This is a genomic window from Curtobacterium luteum (assembly GCF_014646995.1).
GTDB classification, from domain to species: Bacteria; Actinomycetota; Actinomycetes; order Actinomycetales; family Microbacteriaceae; genus Curtobacterium; species Curtobacterium luteum.
The window spans coordinates 72,620-92,263 of the sequence record NZ_BMOI01000005.1 but is presented as its reverse complement, the minus strand read 5'-3'; the positions used below and the strand labels follow the sequence as shown (position 1 = coordinate 92,263).

The following is a 19,644-nucleotide window of genomic DNA, read 5'->3' as shown; positions in this document are numbered from 1 at the left end:
GCTGCCTACTTGACGGAGCCGGCGGTGAGACCGCCGACGAGGTAGCGCTGGAAGATGAGGTAGAGCGCGACGACCGGCACGGCGCACACGATGGACGCGGCCATCATCTGGCCGTAGATCGGGACGGCCCCGCCCTCCTGGGTGGTGCCGAGCACCTGGAGCACGACCGCGACGGTGCGCGTGTTCGGGGTCGTCATGATCGTCGAGAACAGGACGTCGTTCCACCCGAGCAGGAAGGCGAAGATCGCCGACACGACGATGCCGGGCCACGACAGCGGGAGGACGACGCTCCGGAGGATCCGACCGCTGGAGGCGCCGTCGATCCGGGCCGCCTCCTCGAGTTCCTTCGGCAGGCCGCGGAGGTACGTGACCATCACCCACGTCGAGAACGGCAGCGCGAACGTCAGGTAGGTGACGAAGAGGCCCCAGCGGGTGCCGATGATCTGGACACCCGTCGCGCTCGCGATGTTCGAGAACACCACGAACACGGGCAGGAGCAGGAGCGTGCCCGGGATCGACTGCAGCGCGAGCAGCCCGCGCAGGATCGTGAGGCGGCCGAGGAACCGGAAGCGGACGAGCACGTACGCCGTGGACACGGCGAGCGCGGCACTCGCGACGGCGACCGCGCCGGCGGTGAGGATCGAGTTGAGGAGCCCCTGACCGAGCGCGACCGTCGACCAGATGTCCACGTAGTTCGCCAGCGTGAACTCGGACGGGAAGTACTCGCCCCGGGCCACGGCGACGTCGGAGTTGACGGAGCCGAACAGGATGTACAGCACCGGCACCGCGATGAACGCGATGATGACGGCGATCACGACGACGAGCAGCCAGCGCGGCAGGAGCCGGGTGACGTCGGTGTCGTACGGGCGTTTGGCCGGCCGGCCGTTCCGCGCCGTGATGCTCTCGGTGAGGGTCGCGGTGGGGCGGGTGCGGGTGCGGAAGGTGTTCTGGGTGCTCATGCGCGGGCTCCGTCGATGTCGGCCGCTGCGGCCGGGGTGGCGGCCAGGGTCGCGGGGGTCGCTGCCGCGAGCGTCGCTCGGTCGGCGCGGCGCTGCTTGCGGGTGGGGCCCGCGTCGTCACCGGTGTCGAGCTTGACGGCCCGGAGGTAGACGAACAGCGGGATGGCGACGATCACGAGGGAGCAGATCGCCATCGCCGCGGACAGGCCGAAGCGGAACGACTGGAAGCTCGCGATGTACGTGAGGACGGGCATGACCTCGACGCTCGAGGGCAGCGGGATGCCGAACAGGACGAACGGCAGGGTGAAGTTGTTGATGTTGTGCAGGATCGAGATGATCACCGCCAGCGAGAGCGGGCCGCGGAGGTACGGGAAGATGATGTACCGCAGCTTCGCCCACCAGGTCACGCCGTCGAGCGCCGCGGCCTCGTGCACCTCGTTGTCGACCGCCTGCAGCCCGGCGAGGGAGAGCAGGTAGACGAACGGCCAGCTCGTCCACACCATCACGCCGGCGAGCGCCCAGTACGACGCGGAGCCGTTCAGCCAGAGCACGTCCGTGTGCAGGACGGAGTTCACGACGCCCTGCGGCTGGAGCATGGTCCGGAAGAACGTGCCGACGACGAACGCGGGCAGCACGTACGGGATGAGGTAGACGGACCGGACGAGCCCGCGGCCGGGGAAGCGGTTCTGGGTCGAGATCGCGGCGGCCACCCCGATCGGCACCGTGACGGCGGTGACGAGCACCGACAGCGAGACCGAGATCCAGACGGAGTGGAGCAGCGGCGATGCGGTGAAGGCCTCGACGAAGTTCGCGAACCCGATGAAGGGGGCGCTGAACCACTGCCGCAGCGTGTACTGGTCCAGGTCGAGCATCGCGATGAACACCCCGACGAGGAGCGGCACCACGATGACGGCGAGCATGAGGACGCCCCCGGGCAGGAGCATCCAGAGCGGACGCTCCTTCTTGTACAGCGGGGTCTTGCCCACCGGCCGGACGGGCCGGTGCGACGCCGTGTCGGTCCGCGGGCGGGTCTCGGTGGCGGTCATCACAGCCCTCCGTTCTTCTGGCGGTTCAGGGTGGCCTGCGCGTCCCGTTGCGCGGCCTGGAGGCGCTGTCGGAGCTGGTCGTCGCTGACCCCGCCGCTCTTGAGCTGCGGGATGGACTGCACGACGACGTCGACCAGGGCGAGCTGGATGTCCGACCACGCACCCGTGAAGGCGGTGGGCTTGGAGAGCTTGCCGGCCTGGATGATCGGCGCGAGCTGCGGATTGTCGGCCGCGAGCTGCGCGGCGGCGTCGGCGTTCGTGGGCAGGTTGCCGAAGAGCCGGTAGTACTCGAGCTGGGCCTGCGGCGTGCTGAGCTGCTTGATGAAGTCGAACGAGAGGTCCTGCTTCGTGCCGTAGTCGGCGACGACCCAGTTGTCGCCGGACAGGATGCTGGCGGCCTCGATGCCGTCGCTGGGGCGCGACGTCGCGCCCGGCGGGACGGTCGGCAGCAGGGCGAACTCGTACTTGCCGTCGACCTTCGTGTCCGTGAACGAGTTGATCGCGGTGGTGGTCGTCATCGGGAAGAAGGCGGCCTTCCCCTCGGTGAACTGCGCGAGGGCCTGCGCGTTGTTCCAGCCGATCGCGGCCTTGTCGACGACGCCGTCCTTCGTGATCCAGTCGAAGTAGGTGCGGTAGGCGTCCTCGACGGCCTTCCCGTCGATCTCGGCCTTCCCGTCCTTCGACACGATCGTGTTGCCGGCGTTCTGCGCCATGCCCCAGATGAACTTCCACGGGTCGAAGCCGTCGGCGTAGGCGATCGCCAGGCCGTGCACGTCCCCCTCGGTCGTCTTCTTCGCGTCCTCCGTGAGCTGGTCCCACGTGGTCGGCATCTCGGTGATGCCGGCCTTGGCGAGCAGCTCCGTGTTGACGGCCATCACGAACGGGCGGCTGGCGAGCGGAATGCCGATCTGCTTCGACGCACTCGGTCCGGAGATGCCGAAGGACGCCGGGTCGAACTGGTCCTTGCCGCCGACCGCGTCCCACTCCTTCGGCCCCATCTCGACGAAGGCGCCGGTGGCGTAGGCGGTGGGGGTGAACGTGGTGCCGATCGCGTAGACGTCGGGACCCTGCCCGGAGATGACGCTCGTCTGGATCGCGGTCAGTTCCTCCTGCGCGGACGAGTAGGTCTCCCACTGCACCTTCGCGCCGGTGGCGCGCTGGAACTCGGCGGCGACCTCCTGCTGCCACTGCTTGCGTTCCTTGGGGTACGTGGTGTCCGCGCCCATCATGACGCGGAGCGTGTTCGGGTCGTCGCCGCTGCCGTTCACGATGGCGCAGCCCTGCAGCGACAGTGCTGCGAGGGCGACGACGGCGACGGCTCCGACCACGGAGCGGGTCTTCAGTCTTCGTGTCCTCATGCGGGGGTTTCCTCCTCGAGACCTCCGTGGGCTGCGTCCGCCGACCGACCGTCGGCGTCGCTGCCCGGGTGCCACCACTGTCCCGCCGGTGGCAACGTCCGGCAACCGGTTGCCACTTGTTGCCACACCGGCCTACCGTCGGGACCGTGAGCAGCGCAGGCACGGACCTCGGACGACGGGTGACGATCCGCGACATCGCGGACGCGACCGGTGTGGCACCGTCGACGGTGTCCCGTGCGCTGTCGCTCCCGGACCGCGTGAACCACGTCACGCAGCAGCGGATCCAGCAGGCCGCGCGCGAACTCGGCTACGTCGCGAACTCGCAGGCGCGGGCCCTGACCTCCGGCCGAACCCGGGCGGTCGCCGTGCTCGTCTCGGACATCACCAACCCGTTCTACTTCGACGTGATCCGCGGCACGCAGCACCAGCTGTCGGCGGCCGGCTGGACCCAGCTGCTCGTCGACACCGAGGAGTCCGCCGACGCCGAGCTCGCGGCCCTCGGTGCGATCGCCACGAAGGCCGACGGTGCGGTGCTCACCGCTTCCCGCCTGTCCGACGCCCAGATCGCCCGGTTCGCCGAACGCACGCCCCTCGTCGTCGTCAACCGTCGACCCGCCGGTGTGCCGTCGGTGCTCATCGACACCCCCGGCGGGGTCGAGCAGGCGGTGCAGCACCTCGTGAGCCTCGGCCACCGGGACGTCCTGTACGTCGCCGGACCGGACAGCTCGTGGTCGAACGAGCGCCGGTGGCGGGCCCTCGTCCGCGTCGCCAAGCGGCTCGGCGTCCGCGTCGCACGGATCAGCCCGCACGCGCCCTTCGTCGACTCGGGTGCCGCCGCCGCGGACGCCGCCGTCAACGCGGGCGCCACGGCGTGCATCGCGTTCAACGACCTCATCGCCATCGGCATGCTCACCCGGCTCCGGGAGCGCGGCGTCCGGGTGCCCGAGGACATGTCCGTCGTGGGCTGCGACGACATCTTCGGCGCGGACTTCTGCAACCCGCCGCTCACCACGATGACGTCGCCGATCGAGCGAGCGGGCCGGGTCGCGATCCGGATGCTGCTCGCTCGCCTCGGTGCGGCGCACTCGGGGGCGGGGCAGGGTCCGGGCTCGGGTCCGGCGTCCGGCGACGACCTGCCGGACGGGCACGCCGCCGGGGCCGTCGCCCTGCCCACGCACCTGACCGTCCGCGAGTCGACCGGGCCCGCTCCCGCCTCGCCCCGCCGTCCGACCTGACCGCCGCCCGACCTGACCGCCGCCCGACCTCGCCCCGCCGTCCGTCCTGAAGGAGTCGACGATGACCCAGACCAGCACGACCACGACCGCCGCACCGCTGGCCCCGCACCCCGACCGGCTGTTCCCCGCCGACCCGGCAGCCCGGGACATCGCCCGGACCGTGTACGAGGCGGTGGCCGACGCGCCGATCATCTCCCCGCACGGCCACGTCGACGCCGCGCTCATCGCCGACGACGTGCCGTTCCCCGACCCGGCGACCCTCCTCGTCACGCCGGACCACTACGTCCTCCGCCTGCTGCACGCCAACGGGGTCCCCCTCGACCAGCTCGGCCGCGTCAGCACCACCCCGACCGACGGCCGCGAGGTCTGGCGCCACCTCGCATCGCACTGGGACGACTTCCTCGGAACCCCGGTCCGGTACTGGTTCGAGACCGAGCTCCACGACGTCTTCGGCCTCCGGTCGGCACCTTCCGCGGAGAACGCCGACGAGCAGTACGACCACCTCGCGACGCTGCTCCGGTCCCCCGGGTTCCGGCCGCGCGCCCTCTTCGACACTTTCGGCATCGAGGTGCTCGCGACCACCGACGCCCCGGACGCCGACCTCGCCGCGCACGCGCGGCTCGCGGCGGACCCGACCTTCAGCGGCAGGGTGCTCCCCACCTTCCGCGCCGACGCCGTCTTCGACCCGGCACGGTCGGACTGGAGGCACGTGGTCGCGTCGACCGGTGAGGCTGCGGGCATCGACACGGCGACCCACGACGGGCTGCTCGCCGCCCTGCGCGCACGGCGGCAGTACTTCATCGAGCACGGCGCGACGGCCACCGACACGGGAGTGCTCGACGCCGGATCGACACCGCTGTCCGCCGCCGAACGCGAGCGGATCCACCGCGCCGCGCTCGAGGGGCCGTCCGGGGTCACCGCGGCCGAGGCCACCGCCTACCGCCACGACATGCTGTACCGGTGGGCCGAGATGAGCGTCGACGACGGCCTCGTCATGCAGCTCCACCCCGGCGTGCTCCGGAACCACCACCAGCCGACGCTCGACCGCTTCGGTCCCGACACCGGGCACGACCTGCCCGCGGTCGGGTCCTTCACCGAGCCGCTGCGCCCGCTCCTGAACGACTTCGGTACGGCGCCCGGGTTCCACCTCGTGCTCTTCACCGTCGACGAGACCGTGTTCTCCCGCGAGATCGGCCCGCTCGCCGGCTTCTACCCCGCGGTGTACGCCGGGGCTCCGTGGTGGTTCATCGACACCCCGGCGGCGATCGGCCGCTACCGTGCAGCGGTCACCGACTCGGCCGGGTTCACGAAGACCTCCGGGTTCATCGACGACACCCGGGCGTACTGCTCCATCCCCGCCCGGCACGACATGGCACGGCGGGCCGATGCGGCGTACCTGGCGTCGCTCGTGGTCACGCACCAGCTGACCGAGGAGGACGCCGTGCGGACCGCCCACCGCATCGTGTCGGACATCCCGCGGGCGACGTTCAAGCTCTGACCAGGACCCGACCCACCCGTGCGGAGCGCGCACGGGTGGGCAGCCAGGAGGCGCTCCGCGCACGGCCGCGGGAGCAGCCGGGAGTGAGCCCCGTCGGCGGACGCGTGACGGGCCTCCAGGCCGGACTCAGCCGGAAGTGACCGCGAGGCCCGCGAGGATCGTCCGCACGGTGTCGTCGACGGTCCCGTCGATCGCCACGAGGAGCGCGGCCTCGTCGGGCTGCGGGCGTTCCAGGGTGGCGAACTGGGAGTCGAGCAGTGAGGTCGGCATGTACTCGTGGTGCCGGTGCGACTGGCGTTCCGCGATGAGCTCCCGCGAGCCGTCGAGGAACGCGATCACCAGCCCGGGCGCGGTCGCGCGGAGGCGGTCCCGGTAGGCGCGCTTGAGCGCGGAGTTCGCCATCACCGCGCGGTGCCCGGACGCCTCGATCGCGGCGATCCGTGCCGCGCACGCGTCCAGCCACGGCCAGCGGTCGTCGTCCGTGAGCGGGATGCCGGCCCGCATCTTCTCCTTGTTCGCGGCCGGGTGCAGGTCGTCCGCGTCGACGAACTCGGCGGGTTCGCCATGCTCGGCGAGCGCTGTCGCGACGGCTGCACCGATCGTGGACTTGCCCGAGCCGGACACCCCCATGACGAGGACGGGCGGGAGGACGGCGGGGTCGGTCATCCCTCCACAGTATTGACGCCGGTGAACGTTCTCCCCATGTTGCCGTAACACCCACCAGACCCCAGGGCGCCCGCCGTAGGTTGGTGGCCGGTACGACAGGACGAAGGAGACCTCGTGGCAGACAACGACGGACAGGCGAACATCGGCGTGATCGGGCTCGCAGTGATGGGCTCGAACCTCGCGCGCAACCTCGCTTCACGGGAAGGCAACACGGTCGCGGTCTACAACCGCACGTACGCCCGTACCGAGGAGCTGCTGCAGGAGCACGGCGATGCCGGGTTCATCGCCTCCGAGGACATCGACGGGTTCGTCGCGTCGCTGTCGAAGCCGCGCACCGCGATCATCATGGTGCAGGCCGGCAAGGGCACCGACGCCGTCATCGAGCAGCTCGCGGAGCGGTTCGAAGAGGGGGACATCATCGTCGACGGCGGCAACGCGAACTTCCACGACACCATCCGCCGCGAGCACGACCTGCGCGAGAAGGGGCTGAACTTCGTCGGCACCGGCATCTCCGGCGGCGAGGAAGGCGCGCTGAAGGGACCGTCGATCATGCCCGGCGGGTCGAAGGAGGCCTGGGAGACGCTCGGGCCGATCCTGAAGTCGATCGCCGCGGTCGCCGAGGGCGAACCGTGCGTCACCCACATCGGCACGGACGGTGCCGGCCACTTCGTGAAGATGGTGCACAACGGCATCGAGTACGCCGACATGCAGCTCATCGCCGAGTCGTACGACCTCCTGCGTCGAGCGGGCGGTCTGTCCGTCGAGCAGCTGGTGGAGGTGTTCGACGAGTGGAACAAGGGCGACCTCGAGTCGTACCTCATCGAGATCACGAGCGAGGTCCTCAAGCAGCGCGACGCCGACACGGGCAAGCCGCTCGTGGACGTCATCCGCGACGAGGCCGGGTCCAAGGGCACCGGCGTGTGGACCGTGCAGAACGCCGTCGGGCTCGGCATCCCGGTGTCGGGCATCGGTGAGGCCGTGTTCGCCCGCGCCGTGTCGTCGAAGCCGACGCAGCGCGCCGCGGTCCAGCGGTCGGTGAAGAGCCGCCCGTCGATCGCGGAGGTGCCGGACACCTTCGCCGACGACGTCCGTGCCGCGCTCTACGCGTCGAAGGTCGTCGCGTACGCCCAGGGGTTCGACCTCATCATCGCCGGGGCGAAGGAGTACGACTGGGACATCAACCTCGGCGACATCGCGAAGATCTGGCGCGGCGGCTGCATCATCCGGGCGCAGTTCCTCAACCGCATCGTCGAGGCGTACGACAAGAACCCCTCGCTCGAGAGCCTGCTGGTGGACCCGTACTTCGCGGACGCGGTCGCCGAGGGTGAGGCAGCCTGGCGGCGCATCGTCGGGATCGCGGCGGCTTCGGGCATCCCGGCGCCCGGGTTCTCGTCGGCGCTGTCGTACTTCGATTCGCTCGCGTCCGACCGCTTGCCGGCGTCGCTCATCCAGGGGCAGCGCGACTTCTTCGGCGCACACACCTACCAGCGCGTCGACAAGGACGGCACCTTCCACACCCTGTGGTCGGACGACGGCCGCCGCGAGGTCGAGCAGGAGCCCTCGACGCACTGACGCCTCGGGACCGCGGCACGACCGCACCCAGGAGGGCCTCGCCGATCCGGCGGGGCCCTCTCCTCGTGAGCCCGGCAGTTCGAGCGCCGGGTCGGGTCGCCCCACGGGCCGGGTCGGGCTGGGTTGGCTCGCCAGGGCTAGGCGACGATGCGCTCGCGCGCGAGGTCGGCGACGAGCCGCTCGAGGCGCGGGCCACGTCCGAGCATCCGGCGCGACCCGGGCCCGGAGCGGACGAAGAACGTCGCGACCGCCGGGGTGTCGTCGTGCCGCACGTGGTGCAGCACCACCGCGGTGCCACGGCTGCCGGCCGGGGTCCGTTCGTCCTCGAGTCCGACGTGCGCCATCCGCGACCACCGGATCACGAGCATGCGGGTGGCACGCCGCTCGTCGAGCTCCCACAGCGACGCCTCGGTCGCGCCGAACGCCCACGTGACCCGGTCACCGAGCGCGAGGCCGGGACGCAGGTCGGCGACGGAGCGTCGGAGTTCGTCGGTCGGAGCGGCGGGGACGAGCCACACGGTGGGGTCGATGCGCCGGATCGCCAGCGCCAGGGCCTCGTCCTCGCGTCGGAGTCGGACCGTCCTGGCGCGGAGGAGCGCGAACCCGATGAGTGCGACACCGACCGCGATCGCCACGGCCTCGGTGACACCGAACCACTTCAGGTCGGCGTCCGGCGACGTCGCGACCACGACGATGCGGACGGCGAGCAACGCGGCCCAGACACCGACGACCGTCCAGCGCAGGGTGGCGAACTTCCGCGCCGTCGTCCACGGGCCCCGGTGCCCGCGACGGGACCGGGGAACACGGTCGGGTCGCCTCAGCACCCCCCGATCGTCGCACGGATCGACGGATCGGCGCTGGCCGGGTCGGTGAACGCGCAGAGAATCCGAGCAGTCCTCCACAGCGACCGTCTCTGAGCGCCCGTCCACAGGTGACGGGCACCCAGGCTGCACGTGGGCGGGACGACCTACGATCTGCGGTGTGTGGAAGACGCGTGCGGCTCTGGTCGGGATCGTCGCCGCGGTGGTGTTCCTCGCGGCGGCGGAGTTCGCTGCGCTCTTCCTCGGTGGAGCAGGGAGCCCGCTCGTTGGCGTCGGCGGAGCCGTGATCGACCTGGCCCCGCGGGGTGCGAAGGACGTGATGGTGTCGCTGTTCGGCACCGGTGACAAGGTCGCGCTCATCACCCTCATGATCGTGCTCGTCGCGGCGATCAGCGCCGGCGCCGGTGTCCTCGAGTGGTGGCGGCCTCCGGCCGGAGCCGTCGTGTTCGCGATCGGCGGGGTGCTCTCGCTGCTCGCGGTCACGACGCGATCCGGGAGCGGGACCCTCGACGGGGCGCCGACGGTGGTCGGCGTCGCCGCGGCGATCATCGTGCTCCGCACGCTCATGGTGCGGCTCCGCCGGTGGGAGGCGTCCAGCAGTGCGGCGGCCGTCCCGAGTGCGCGCGCCGAGTCCGACGGCCCCGCCCGGCCCGAGCGTCGCGCGTTCCTGGTCTGGGGTGTCGCCACCGCAGCGGCCGCGGTCGTGGTGGGCGGTGCCTCCCGGCTGGGGACGGCGACCATGCAAGCGGCGGTGGCCGCGCGGCGGGCCATCCGGTTGCCCACCCCGGCGACCGCGGCTCCCGCGGTGCCGGCCGGTGCCTCACTCGACGTCTCCGGGATCACGCCCGTCATCACCCCGAACGATGCGTTCTACCGGATCGACACCGCGCTCACCGTGCCGTCGGTCGACCCGGCGACGTGGAAGCTCAGGATCCACGGCGCCGTCGAGCGCGAGGTGGAGCTCACGTGGGACGAACTGCTCTCACTCCCGCTCCAGGAGCACATCGCCACGATGAGCTGCGTCTCGAACGAGGTCGGCGGTGACCTCATCGGCACGGCCAAGTGGCTCGGGTACCCGATCCGCGAACTCCTCGCGAAGGCCGGGCCGCACGCCTCTGCGGACATGGTGCTCTCCCGCAGCGTCGACGGGTTCACCGCCGGGATGCCGCTCGACGTGCTCCAGGACACCGGGACCGCAGCACTGCTCGCCGTCGGGATGAACGGTGAGCCCTTGCCGCTCGAGCACGGGTTCCCTGTCCGGATGGTCGTGCCGGGGCTGTTCGGCTACGTGTCGGCCACGAAGTGGGTCACCGACCTCGAGGTCACACGGTTCTCCGAGGCGCAGGGCTACTGGACGCCGCGCGGCTGGTCCGAGCGGGGTCCGGTGAAGCTCGAGTCGCGGATCGACGTGCCGCGAGCGGGCAGCACCGTGCAGGCCGGCACGACCGTCGCGGTCGCCGGGGTCGCGTGGCACCCGCACACCGGCGTGGAGGCCGTGCAGGTCCGGGTGGACGACGGCGAGTGGCAGGACGCGACGCTGGCCGAGTCGATCTCGGCCGACACGTGGCGGCAGTGGTTGTGGCGGTGGACGCCGACGAAGGGCTCGCACCGGCTGCAGGTGCGGGCGACGGGCGCCGACGGTCAGGTGCAGACGAGCGTCGAGCGGACGCCGGCCCCGAACGGCGCGACGGGGTGGCACACGGTGACGGTCACCGCGGACTGACGGCGTCCGGCCGGATCGCCACCACGCAGGTGCCGTCCACGGAGCCGTCCTGGACGACCTCGGTCACGAACCCCTGTGCGTCGAAGGCCCGCGCCGAGGTCGGCGCCTGCGCCTCGGAGACCTCGATCACGACGGCCCCGCCCGGCCGCACCCACTCCCCCGCTCCCGCAGCGATGCGGCGGTGCAGGTCGAGCCCGTCCGCGCCACCGTCCAGGGCCGCGCGGTGCTCGTGGTCGCGCGCCTCGGACGGCATCGTCGCGACCGCGTCGGTCGGGACGTACGGTGCGTTCACGGCGAGGACGTCGACAGCACCGCGGAACCGCTCGGGCAGCGGCGCGAACAGGTCGCCGGCCACGACGATGCCGCGGTCGCCGATGTTCTCCGCCGCCACGTCCACGGCGTCCGGGTCGATGTCGGACGCCACGAGGTCGAGCGCCCCGACGCGTTCGAGCAGCGCGACCGAGATCGCCCCGGCACCGCAGCAGAGGTCCACGACGCGGTCGTACCGGCGGAGCCGGCGAGCAGCCTCCGTGACGACCACACGCGTGCGCGCCCGCGGGACGAACACCCCCGGCGTCACGCGGATGCGGTGCCCGTCGAACGCCGCCCACCCCAGGACGTACTCGAGGGGCTCTCCGCCGAGCCGTCGCTGCACGAGGCCGCGGAGCCGGACGGGATCGCCGTCGCCGGCCGCGAGCAGGAGCTCGGCCTCGTCCTCGGCGAAGACGCTGCCGGCCGCCCGCAGCCGGGCGGCCAGAGCGTCACGCGCGGGCGAGGACGCCACCGGGTGGGTCAGGCCGCGCCGTCGAACATCGACGTCACGGAACCGTCGTCGAAGACCTCGTGGATCGCGCGGGCGATGAGCGGCGCGATCGGCAGGACCTCGAGGCGGTCCCACCGCTTCTCCTCGGGCAGCGGCAGCGTGTCGGTGACGACCACGCGGTCGATGAACTCGCTCTGCAGCAGTTCGGTGGCCGGGTCCGAGAACACCGCGTGGGTCGCGGCGACGACGACGCCCGTGGCGCCGTTCGCCTTGAGCGCCTCGGCTGCCTTGGCGATGGTGCGGCCGGTGTCGATGAGGTCGTCGACGAGCAGGCAGACGCGGCCCCGCACGTCACCGACGATCTCGTGCACGGAGACCTGGTTCGGCACGAGCGGGTCGCGGCGCTTGTGGATGATGGCGAGCGGCGCGCCGAGCTTCTCCGACCAGATGTCGGCGACGCGGACGCGGCCCATGTCCGGCGAGACGACGGTGAGCGTCGCGGGGTCGAGGATCTCCTGGAAGCGCTCGAGCAGCACGGGCATGGCGAACAGGTGGTCCACCGGGCCGTCGAAGAAGCCCTGGATCTGTGCCGCGTGCAGGTCGACGCTCATGATGCGGTGCGCACCGGCCGCCTTGAAGAGGTCGGCGACGAGTCGGGCCGAGATCGGCTCGCGGCCGCGGCCCTTCTTGTCCTGACGGGCGTATGGGTAGAAGGGGGCGACGACGGTGATGCGCTTCGCCGAGGCACGCTTCAGGGCGTCGACGATGATGAGCTGCTCCATGAGCCACTCGTTGATGGGCGCCGTGTGCGACTGGATGACGAACGCGTCGCAGCCGCGGACCGACTCGTCGAAGCGGGCGTAGAGCTCACCGTTCGCGAAGGTCCGCGCGTCGGTCGGGACGAGCTCGACGCCGAGCTCCTCCGCGATCTCCGCCGACAGCGCCGGGTGTGCCCGGCCCGAGACGAGGACGAGTCGTTTCTGACCAGTGGCTTTGATTCCGGACAAGTGCCGTGCTCACTCCCTGGCCCCGGAGGGCCGTGTCGATCGACCCGGAGGCCGTCAGATCTGTTCGCCACGCGCGCGCCGAGCCGCCTCGGCCGCCGGCGTGCCGGGTCGGTGTTCCTCGACCCAGCCGTCGGTGTTGCGCTGTGGGGCGTAGCTGATCGCCAGCGACCCGGCAGGGACGTCCTTGCGGACGGTGGTCCCGGCGCCGGTGTACGCTCCGTCACCAATCCTAACGGGGGCGACGAACACGTTGTGCGACCCGGTCCTGACGTTGGACCCGACCTCGGTGCGGTGCTTCGCCACGCCGTCGTAGTTCGCGGTGATCGTGTTCGCGCCGATGTTCGAGTCCTCGCCCACCTCGGCGTCGCCGATGTACGACAGGTGCGGGACCTTGCTGCCGCGGCCGATCCGCGCGTTCTTCGTCTCGACGAAGGTCCCGATCTTGCCCTGGTCCCCGAGGATCGTCCCGGGACGCAGGTACGCGAACGGTCCGACGGACGCGCCCGCCCCGATCACGGCGAGCGTCGCGTCGACACGGTTCACGGTCGCGCCCGCACCGACCTCGGTGTCGCGGAGGGTGGTGTCCGGTCCGACGACGGCTCCCGCGGCGATGGCGGTCGCGCCGACGAGTTGCGTGCCGGGCAGGACCTCGGCGTCGGGCTCGATGGTCACGTCGAGGTCGATCCACGTCGTCGCCGGGTCCTGCACGGTGACGCCGGCGACCTGGTGCCGGCGGACGATCCGGGCGTTGAGCTCGCGGGCGGCGTCGGACAGCTGCGCACGGTCGTTGATCCCGGCGACGAGCCACGGGTCGGTGAGCGTGACGACGTCGATGCGCCCGCCCCGCTCGCCGATCAGCGCCGGTGCGTCGGTGATGTACTTCTCGCCCTGCGCGTTCGCCGTGGTGAGCGACGGCAGGACGGCGCGGAGGTGCGTGACGTCGAAGGCGTAGATGCCCGCGTTCGCCTCGGTGATCGTCAGCTGCTCGGGCGTCGCGTCCTTGTGCTCGACGACCCCGACGAACGCACCGGCCTCGTCACGGACGATGCGGCCGAGCCCCGTCGGGTCGGGGGCGATCGCGCTCACGAAGGTGGCGCCGTTGCCGCCGCCCACGTGCGCGTCCACGAGCGCACGGAGCGACACCACGTCGAGCAGCGGGACGTCGCCCGACAACACCACGACGGCACCGTCGAAGTCCGCGGGGAGCGCCCGCACCGCGACCTCGACCGCACGGCCGGTGCCGGGGACCTCGTCCTGGTCGACCACGAGGGCGTCGGGCGCACGCTCGACGACCTCGGCTGCGACGCGGTCCCGCTCGTGTCGCACGACGACGGCGACGTGGGCGGGCTCGAGCGACGACGCGGTCCGGAGCACGTGCGCGATGAGCGGCAGCCCGGCGAGGCGGTGCAGCACCTTGGGCGTGGCGGACTTCATGCGCGTGCCCTGGCCTGCGGCGAGGACGACGACGGCGATGCGCTGGTCGGTCATGGTCCCATCCTGGCGCAACCGGGGCTGAGCGGTGCCCGGGCGGTGCGGGTCCGGTGCGCGGTCCCTCCCGTCACGGACACGATGGGAGGCGGGATCGGGCGAGGTGTGGCGGAACGAACGACCACCTCCGCCCGGTCCGACCGGCTACGCCCGGTCCGACCCCCGGCGCTCGCCCCGATCGGCCACCCCCGGCGCCCGGTCCGCCGAGGTCCGCACGAACGCCATGCACACGAGCCCCGCCACGAGCACCACCACGATCCCGAGGATCCCGTACCGCGTCGAGCCGCCGATCGTCACGGCCAGCGAGAACAGCGTCGGCGCGAGGAACGTCGCCGCGCGGCCGGTGGTGGCGTACAGGCCGAAGAGCTCGCCCTCCCGGCCGGGCGTCGCGAGCCGCGCGAGGTAGGCCCGCGACGACGCCTGCACCGGCCCGACGAAGAGTGCGAGGGTCAGTCCGAGCACCCAGAACAGCGCGGCCGACGTCCCCGCGGCGAGCACCCCGAGGCCGCAGAGCGCCAGTCCGACGAGCGAGACCATGATGAGCGCACGCGACCCGAACCGGTCGTCCAGCCACCCGGAGGCGTAGGTCGCGACGCCGGCGACGACGTTCGCGGCGATGGCGAACAGGATCACCTGCGACGCGGAGAACCCGAAGACCTGCGCGGCGATGATGCCGCCGAAGGTGAAGACGGCACCGACCCCGTCGCGGAACACCGCGCTCGCGACGAGGAACCCGAGCACGTCGCGCCGCTCCCGCCACAGGCGTGCGACGTCGCGGCCGAGGTCACGGTACGCCGAGAGCACGCCGCCGCCGCGCGACCGGTCCGCGGCGGCCTCGGGCACGACGAGGAACAGCGGCACCGAGCTCACGGCGAGCCAGACCGCGGCGATGCCGATCGCGACGCGGACGTCCCACTGCCCGGTCGCCACCGTCGCCGGGAGGCGCAGGAGTCCGGCGACGTCACCGCCGCCGAAGTCCTGGATGCAGAGCACGAGCAGCACGACGAGCAGCACGATGCCGCCGAAGTAGCCGGCCGCCCAGCCGATGGCCGATACCCGGCCGGTGCGGTCCCCCGGGGCGACCTGGCCGAGCATCGCGTTGTAGCCCACGCTCGCGATCTCGTACGCGACGGTGCCGATCCCGAGCAGGGCTGCACCGAGGTACAGGTAGGGCTGGCTCGGCGCCACGAACACCATGCCGCCGATCGACAGGGCGATGCCGATCGTGGCGATCAGCACGGATCGGCGACGGTGGCCGGTGCTGTCCGCGAGTCGCCCGACCGCGGGCGCGACGAGGGCGACGACGACCCCGGCGATCGCGAGCGTCGTGGAGACGACGGCGGCGTTGTGCGCGAGCTCCCGTTCGACGACCGCCCTGCCCGCCGCCGAGGTGTCGGCGACGAGGGGCCGGGTCGACGAACGCGCGGCTCGCCAGGTAGGTGCTGAACACGAAGGTGGTGACGACGGCGTTGAACGCCGCGGACCCCCAGTCCCAGAGCGCCCACGAGACGAGCGCGCGGCGGTCGGTGCGCTGCGGTGGCACGGCGGTGGGCGACACGGTCATGGGCGAACGGTAGCGCGTCGGGGTGTCGGGCGGGTGGCCCGTGACGAGGGGACACCGCCGCTCGCGCGACGCGCGCGCACCCCGGCCTGGAGACGCATGCCGTCAGAGCGCGACCCGTCACGACGTGCGCAGACGACGGACTGGAGGCACGGTGCTGGCCCGCACCGTGCCTCCCCCCACCGGCACGGCCGGCCTGCCGCTGACGCGTCACGCCGGAACCGGCGGCGTGCGCCGAGTCCGTCAGCGGGTCGCGCCGGGCGCGGGACGCACGCCGGACGACCGCGGGGGCGGCGCCGCGCACCCCGCCGCACCGACGGACCGGGTCGGCCGTGTCGCTGTGCTCAGGCGGGTGCACCACCGGGGTAGACGACGGACTTCAGCGACGCCGGGTCGGTGTCGGACTCCAGGGCCTCGCGGACCTCGTCGAGGCCGTAGCGCCCGGTGACGAGCGAGTCGAGGTCCACCTGCCCGGACGCGACCAGGCCGATCGCGACCGGCCACGTGTTCGTGTAGCGGAAGATGCCGGTCACGGTGACCTCGAGGTTCTGGATGTGCTCGACCGGGAGCGTCATCTCGGAGTTGCCGAGGCCGACGAGGACCGCGGCGCCCGCGGGACCGACCGCCTTGATGCCGTCCGAGACCGCACGGGGTGCCCCGCTCGCGTCGATGAACGCGTCCACCGGCACGATGTCCGAGGTGACGTCCACGACGGTTGGGTCGACGACCTCGGTGGCGCCAAACGACAGGGCCCGCTCGCGTCGCTCGGCGACGAGGTCGCTCACGACGATCCGGCTCGCACCGAACGCCCGGGCGGCCTGCGCGCAGATCACACCGATCGGCCCGGCACCGGCGATGAGGACCGAGGAGCCCGGGACGATGCCCGCCTTGCGCACGGCCGCGATGCCGACCGACAGGGGCTCCAGGAGCGCGCCGGCCTCGAACGAGACGGTGTCGGGCAGGGTGTGCGCGAACTCGGACTCGATGGTCACGTACTCGGTGAAGGCGCCGTCGATCGGCGGCGTCGCGTAGAAGCGCATGTGCGGGCAGAGGTTGTACCGCCCGGCGAGGCACTGCGCGCACCGGTGGCAGGGGCGCTGCGGCTCGACGGCGACGCGCTCGCCCACTCGGGACTCGTCGACGCCCGCGCCGACGGCGACGACCGTGCCGGAGAGCTCGTGGCCGAGGACGAGGGGCTCCTCGACGACGAAGTCACCGATGCGGCCGTGCCGGTAGTAGTGCACGTCGGACCCGCAGACACCGACGGCCGCGACCCGGACGAGGACGTCGCCGGGGTCGGGCGTCGGGACGGGGCGGTCCTCGACCGTGAGGTCCTGGGTGCCGAGGAGCACGCTCGTGCGCTGGTGGTCGGGGGTCTCGGTGGTCATGGGGTTCTCGCTTCCTCGGCCGCGGCGTCGCGGTCGGTTCCTGGTGCGTTCGGGGAGGAGGGTGCGCGGGTGCGCCCGGCCGCGGGCTGCGCGGCGGCGGCGGGCGCGGCGGCGGCGGCGTCGGCGCGCGCGGAGGCGGGCCGGGCGGCGCCGGTGTGCGCGGCCGGGTCGCGGAGCAGCTCGCGGAAGCCGACCTCGGCCGCGCCCCGCGTCAGGACGTCGTCGCCGAGGGCCGCGGGCACGATGCGGAGTCGGTCCGCAGTCCCCGGCATCGACTGGGCGCGGACGTCGTCGAGGATCCGGTCGCCGACGTGCTCGAGCAGCACCCCGAGGAACCCGCCGAGCACGACGACCTCGGGGTTGACGGTGTGGATGGCGTTGCGGAGCGCGGTCACGAGTGCCGACACCTGCCGGTCCACGACCGACTCGAGGTCGGGTCGCTCCTCGGCGAGCGCGGCGGCCAGGGCGCGGAGGTCGTCCGGCGGCGTGCCCGCGACCGAGGTGAGGGCCTCGCGGGACGCCTCGGTCTCGAGGCACCCGACGGCTCCGCAGTGGCAGCGGATGCCGTTCGCGGCGACGAAGGTGTGCCCGAGCTCGCCGGCGTACCCGTCGGCGCCGATGAGCGGTCGACCGGCGGTGATGACCCCGCCGCCGATGCCGCTCGCGCCACCGTTGAGGTAGACGACGTCGTCGACGCCCCGGCCGCTGCCCGCGAGTCGTTCCGCCCAGGCGCCGAGGTCCGCGTCGTTCGCCGCCGCGACGGGGAGCCCCGTGCGGTCCGCGAGGGGCTCGGCGACGGGCTCGTCGTGCCAGCCGAGGTGCGGCGCGTACTGGACCGTGCCGTCCTCGGCGCGGACGGTGCCGGGGACCGCGACGCCGATCCCGACGACGCGGACGGGCCCGGTCGTGCTGCTCGCGTGGGCCACCAGCTCGTCGAGGAGCCGGGCGACGGTGGCGACGGCCTCGGCGGCGGTCGGCGGTGCTGCCTGGGGTTCGGCGCGGCGGTGCCGGACGGAGCCGTCGAGGCCGACGAGGGCGACCGTCACGGCGTCGATCTCGACCACGGCTGCGGCGGCGACCACGTCCGCCGAGGCTCGGACGACCGGGCTCGGCCGGCCGACCCCGGCACCGCGGACCCCGGTGGCGGGGGCGTCCTCGTGCACGAGGCCGAGGTCGACGAGCTCGCCGACGAGCGCGAGGGTCGTCGACCGGTTGAGTCCGGTGCGCCGGGTGAGCTCGGCGCGGCTGATGGGTCCCTCCTCGTGCACGAGCCGGAGGACGCGGGCGGCGTTGCCGGGTGCGCGGGCGCCGGCGGGCGGTGCTGCGCGTGGTGCCACGGGGTCCTCCGTCGGTCGAGTGGTTGGGTGGGTGGGTGTTGGCGGTGCCGAGTCTCGGTGTGGGCGACAGTCCTCGCGGCGAACCGCGCGAGAACTGTCGCTCAGCACGAGACTCGGGGCTGGCCGCCGCTCAGCGCGAGCGCGAGAACGCGGCGTCGAACGCGGCCTCCGGCGGCGCGATCGTCCCGAGCCGCCGCACGAACGCCAGCGCCTCGGGGCCGCCGACGAGTCGGTCCATGCCGGCGTCCTCCCACTCGACGCTCGTCGGCCCGTCGTACCCGATGTGGTTCAGCACGCGGAACACCCGCTCCCACGGCACGTCCCCGTGTCCGGCCGTGACGAAGTCCCAGCCGCGCCGGGGATCGCCCCACGGCAGGTGCGACGACAGCCGGCCGTTCCGCCCGTCGAGCTGCTTGACCGACTCCTTGCAGTGCACGTGGTACACCCGGTCGGCGAAGTCGAGCAAGAACGCGGCGGGGTCGAGGTCCTGCCAGACGAAGTGCGACGGATCGAAGTTGAACCCGAACGCCGGACGGTCGCGGAAGACCTCCAGGGTCCGACGAGCCGTCCAGTAGTCGTAGGCGATCTCGGACGGGTGCACCTCGAGCGCGAACCGCACGCCGACCTCCTCGAAGACGTCGAGGATCGGCGACCACCGGTCGTGGAAGTCCTGGTAGCCGGCGTCGATCATGCCCGGGGGCACGGGCGGGAACCCGGCGACGGTCTTCCAGATCGACGACCCCGAGAACCCGGTCACGGTCCGGACGCCGAGCGCCGCGGCCGCCCGGGCGGTCCACTGCAGCTCCTCCGCGGCCCGCTGGCGCACGCCTTCCGGGTCGCCGTCGCCCCACACGTGCTCCGGCACGATGTCCTGGTGCCGCTGGTCGATCGGGTCGTCGCAGACCGCCTGACCGACCAGGTGGTTCGCGATGGTCCAGACCTGCAGCCCGTTCCGCTCCAGGATCGCCTTCCGGTCCGCCACGTACCCGGGGTCGGTCGCGGCGCGCCGGACGTCCAGGTGGTCGCCCCAGCACGCGATCTCCAGGCCGTCGTAGCCCCACTCCCCCGCACGGCGCGCCACCTCCTCGAAGGGCAGGTCGGCCCACTGGCCGGTGAACAGGGTGACCGACCGTGTCGGCCGCCCGGCATCGTCCGGCCTGGAGGCGCTGCTCGCCCCCGCCTCGTCGGTTCCGTCCGTCGTCGTCATCGTCGTCGTCCTTCC

16 protein-coding genes are annotated in these 19,644 nt (G+C 72.6%); 4 read left to right on the top strand and 12 right to left on the bottom strand.

Features of this window, described 5'->3' with window-relative positions; all coding sequences use genetic code 11:
* Positions 1–5: 5 nt before the first annotated feature.
* From IEY20_RS07335 to IEY20_RS07325, 3 genes are read right to left on the bottom strand one after another with little or no spacing between them, the layout of a single operon-like run.
* Complete coding sequence (locus IEY20_RS07335; RefSeq protein WP_204620646.1) at positions 6–959, bottom strand: carbohydrate ABC transporter permease; 954 nt, start codon at positions 957–959, stop codon at positions 6–8.
* Positions 956–2,005 (bottom strand): carbohydrate ABC transporter permease, encoded by a 1,050-nt coding sequence (locus IEY20_RS07330; RefSeq protein WP_229727936.1) that lies wholly within the window; start codon positions 2,003–2,005, stop codon positions 956–958. The genes IEY20_RS07335 and IEY20_RS07330 overlap by 4 nt, the downstream gene beginning before the upstream one ends.
* Positions 2,005–3,363 carry an ABC transporter substrate-binding protein gene (locus IEY20_RS07325; RefSeq protein WP_188889022.1) on the bottom strand — a complete coding sequence of 453 codons (1,359 nt, stop codon included), beginning with the start codon at positions 3,361–3,363 and terminating at the stop codon, positions 2,005–2,007. Before IEY20_RS07325 ends, IEY20_RS07330 begins: the two co-directional genes overlap by 1 nt.
* Before the next feature lie 146 nt (positions 3,364–3,509).
* On the opposite strand from IEY20_RS07325, the gene IEY20_RS07320 reads away from it, so the two are divergent.
* Both IEY20_RS07320 and uxaC read left to right on the top strand, forming a co-directional pair.
* Positions 3,510–4,598: a LacI family DNA-binding transcriptional regulator gene (locus tag IEY20_RS07320; RefSeq protein WP_175328468.1), complete on the top strand. Its 1,089-nt coding sequence runs from the start codon at positions 3,510–3,512 to the stop codon at positions 4,596–4,598.
* Between the two features lie 61 nt (positions 4,599–4,659).
* On the top strand, positions 4,660–6,096 hold the full coding sequence (gene uxaC / locus IEY20_RS07315; protein WP_188889020.1) for a glucuronate isomerase: 1,437 nt from the start codon (positions 4,660–4,662) through the stop codon (positions 6,094–6,096).
* A 126-nt stretch (positions 6,097–6,222) separates the two neighbouring features.
* Here uxaC and IEY20_RS07310 read toward each other — a convergent pair whose 3' ends face one another.
* Complete coding sequence (locus tag IEY20_RS07310) at positions 6,223–6,762, bottom strand: gluconokinase (protein WP_022904825.1); 540 nt, start codon at positions 6,760–6,762, stop codon at positions 6,223–6,225.
* A 114-nt stretch (positions 6,763–6,876) separates the two neighbouring features.
* On the opposite strand from IEY20_RS07310, the gene gnd reads away from it, so the two are divergent.
* On the top strand, positions 6,877–8,334 hold the full coding sequence (gnd, locus tag IEY20_RS07305; protein ID WP_175328466.1) for an NADP-dependent phosphogluconate dehydrogenase: 1,458 nt from the start codon (positions 6,877–6,879) through the stop codon (positions 8,332–8,334).
* Positions 8,335–8,471: 137 nt separating this feature from the next.
* Here the strand turns inward: gnd and IEY20_RS07300 are convergent, their stop codons facing one another.
* Entirely contained in the window at positions 8,472–9,158 is a 687-nt protein-coding gene (locus IEY20_RS07300; protein ID WP_175328465.1) for a hypothetical protein, read from the bottom strand.
* Between the two features lie 157 nt (positions 9,159–9,315).
* Here IEY20_RS07300 and IEY20_RS07295 point away from each other — a divergent pair, with 157 nt between their 5' ends.
* Positions 9,316–10,878 carry a molybdopterin-dependent oxidoreductase gene (locus IEY20_RS07295; RefSeq protein ID WP_175328464.1) on the top strand — a complete coding sequence of 521 codons (1,563 nt, stop codon included), beginning with the start codon at positions 9,316–9,318 and terminating at the stop codon, positions 10,876–10,878.
* On the opposite strand, the gene IEY20_RS07290 is transcribed toward IEY20_RS07295, so the two are convergent.
* From IEY20_RS07290 to IEY20_RS07260, 7 genes are all read right to left on the bottom strand, one after another.
* Positions 10,865–11,662, bottom strand: coding sequence for a putative protein N(5)-glutamine methyltransferase (locus IEY20_RS07290; protein ID WP_175328463.1), 798 nt, complete (start codon positions 11,660–11,662; stop codon positions 10,865–10,867). The two genes, IEY20_RS07295 and IEY20_RS07290, sit on opposite strands and share 14 nt — an antisense overlap.
* An 8-nt stretch (positions 11,663–11,670) precedes the next feature.
* Positions 11,671–12,648, bottom strand: a complete 978-nt coding sequence (locus IEY20_RS07285) for a ribose-phosphate diphosphokinase (RefSeq protein WP_022904830.1) — start codon at positions 12,646–12,648, stop codon at positions 11,671–11,673.
* Between the two features lie 54 nt (positions 12,649–12,702).
* The gene (glmU, locus tag IEY20_RS07280) at positions 12,703–14,136 is read right to left on the bottom strand and encodes a bifunctional UDP-N-acetylglucosamine diphosphorylase/glucosamine-1-phosphate N-acetyltransferase GlmU (RefSeq protein WP_175328462.1); all 1,434 of its coding nucleotides are present in this window, start codon (positions 14,134–14,136) and stop codon (positions 12,703–12,705) included.
* A gap of 144 nt (positions 14,137–14,280) precedes the next feature.
* Positions 14,281–15,453, bottom strand: a complete 1,173-nt coding sequence (locus IEY20_RS07275) for an MFS transporter (RefSeq protein ID WP_229727948.1) — start codon at positions 15,451–15,453, stop codon at positions 14,281–14,283.
* 588 nt (positions 15,454–16,041) lie between these two features.
* Positions 16,042–17,085, bottom strand: a complete 1,044-nt coding sequence (locus tag IEY20_RS07270; RefSeq protein ID WP_175328461.1) for an NAD(P)-dependent alcohol dehydrogenase — start codon at positions 17,083–17,085, stop codon at positions 16,042–16,044.
* Entirely contained in the window at positions 17,082–18,422 is a 1,341-nt protein-coding gene (locus IEY20_RS07265) for an ROK family transcriptional regulator (RefSeq protein WP_188889011.1), read from the bottom strand. Before IEY20_RS07265 ends, IEY20_RS07270 begins: the two co-directional genes overlap by 4 nt.
* Positions 18,423–18,552: 130 nt before the next feature.
* Complete coding sequence (locus IEY20_RS07260) at positions 18,553–19,629, bottom strand: sugar phosphate isomerase/epimerase family protein (RefSeq protein ID WP_229727934.1); 1,077 nt, start codon at positions 19,627–19,629, stop codon at positions 18,553–18,555.
* Positions 19,630–19,644: the final 15 nt, after the last annotated feature.

Bases quoted from the DNA above. Each gene is read 5' to 3' on its own strand.
- IEY20_RS07335 (WP_204620646.1), bottom strand. From the start codon at position 959: ATGAGCACCCAGAACACCTTCCGCACCCGCACCCGCCCCACCGCGACC.
- IEY20_RS07330 (WP_229727936.1), bottom strand. From the start codon at position 2,005: ATGACCGCCACCGAGACCCGCCCGCGGACCGACACGGCGTCGCACCGG.
- IEY20_RS07325 (WP_188889022.1), bottom strand. From the start codon at position 3,363: ATGAGGACACGAAGACTGAAGACCCGCTCCGTGGTCGGAGCCGTCGCC.
- uxaC (WP_188889020.1), top strand. From the start codon at position 4,660: ATGACCCAGACCAGCACGACCACGACCGCCGCACCGCTGGCCCCGCAC.
- IEY20_RS07310 (WP_022904825.1), bottom strand. From the start codon at position 6,762: ATGACCGACCCCGCCGTCCTCCCGCCCGTCCTCGTCATGGGGGTGTCC.
- glmU (WP_175328462.1), bottom strand. From the start codon at position 14,136: ATGACCGACCAGCGCATCGCCGTCGTCGTCCTCGCCGCAGGCCAGGGC.
- IEY20_RS07270 (WP_175328461.1), bottom strand. From the start codon at position 17,085: ATGACCACCGAGACCCCCGACCACCAGCGCACGAGCGTGCTCCTCGGC.
- IEY20_RS07260 (WP_229727934.1), bottom strand. From the start codon at position 19,629: ATGACGACGACGGACGGAACCGACGAGGCGGGGGCGAGCAGCGCCTCC.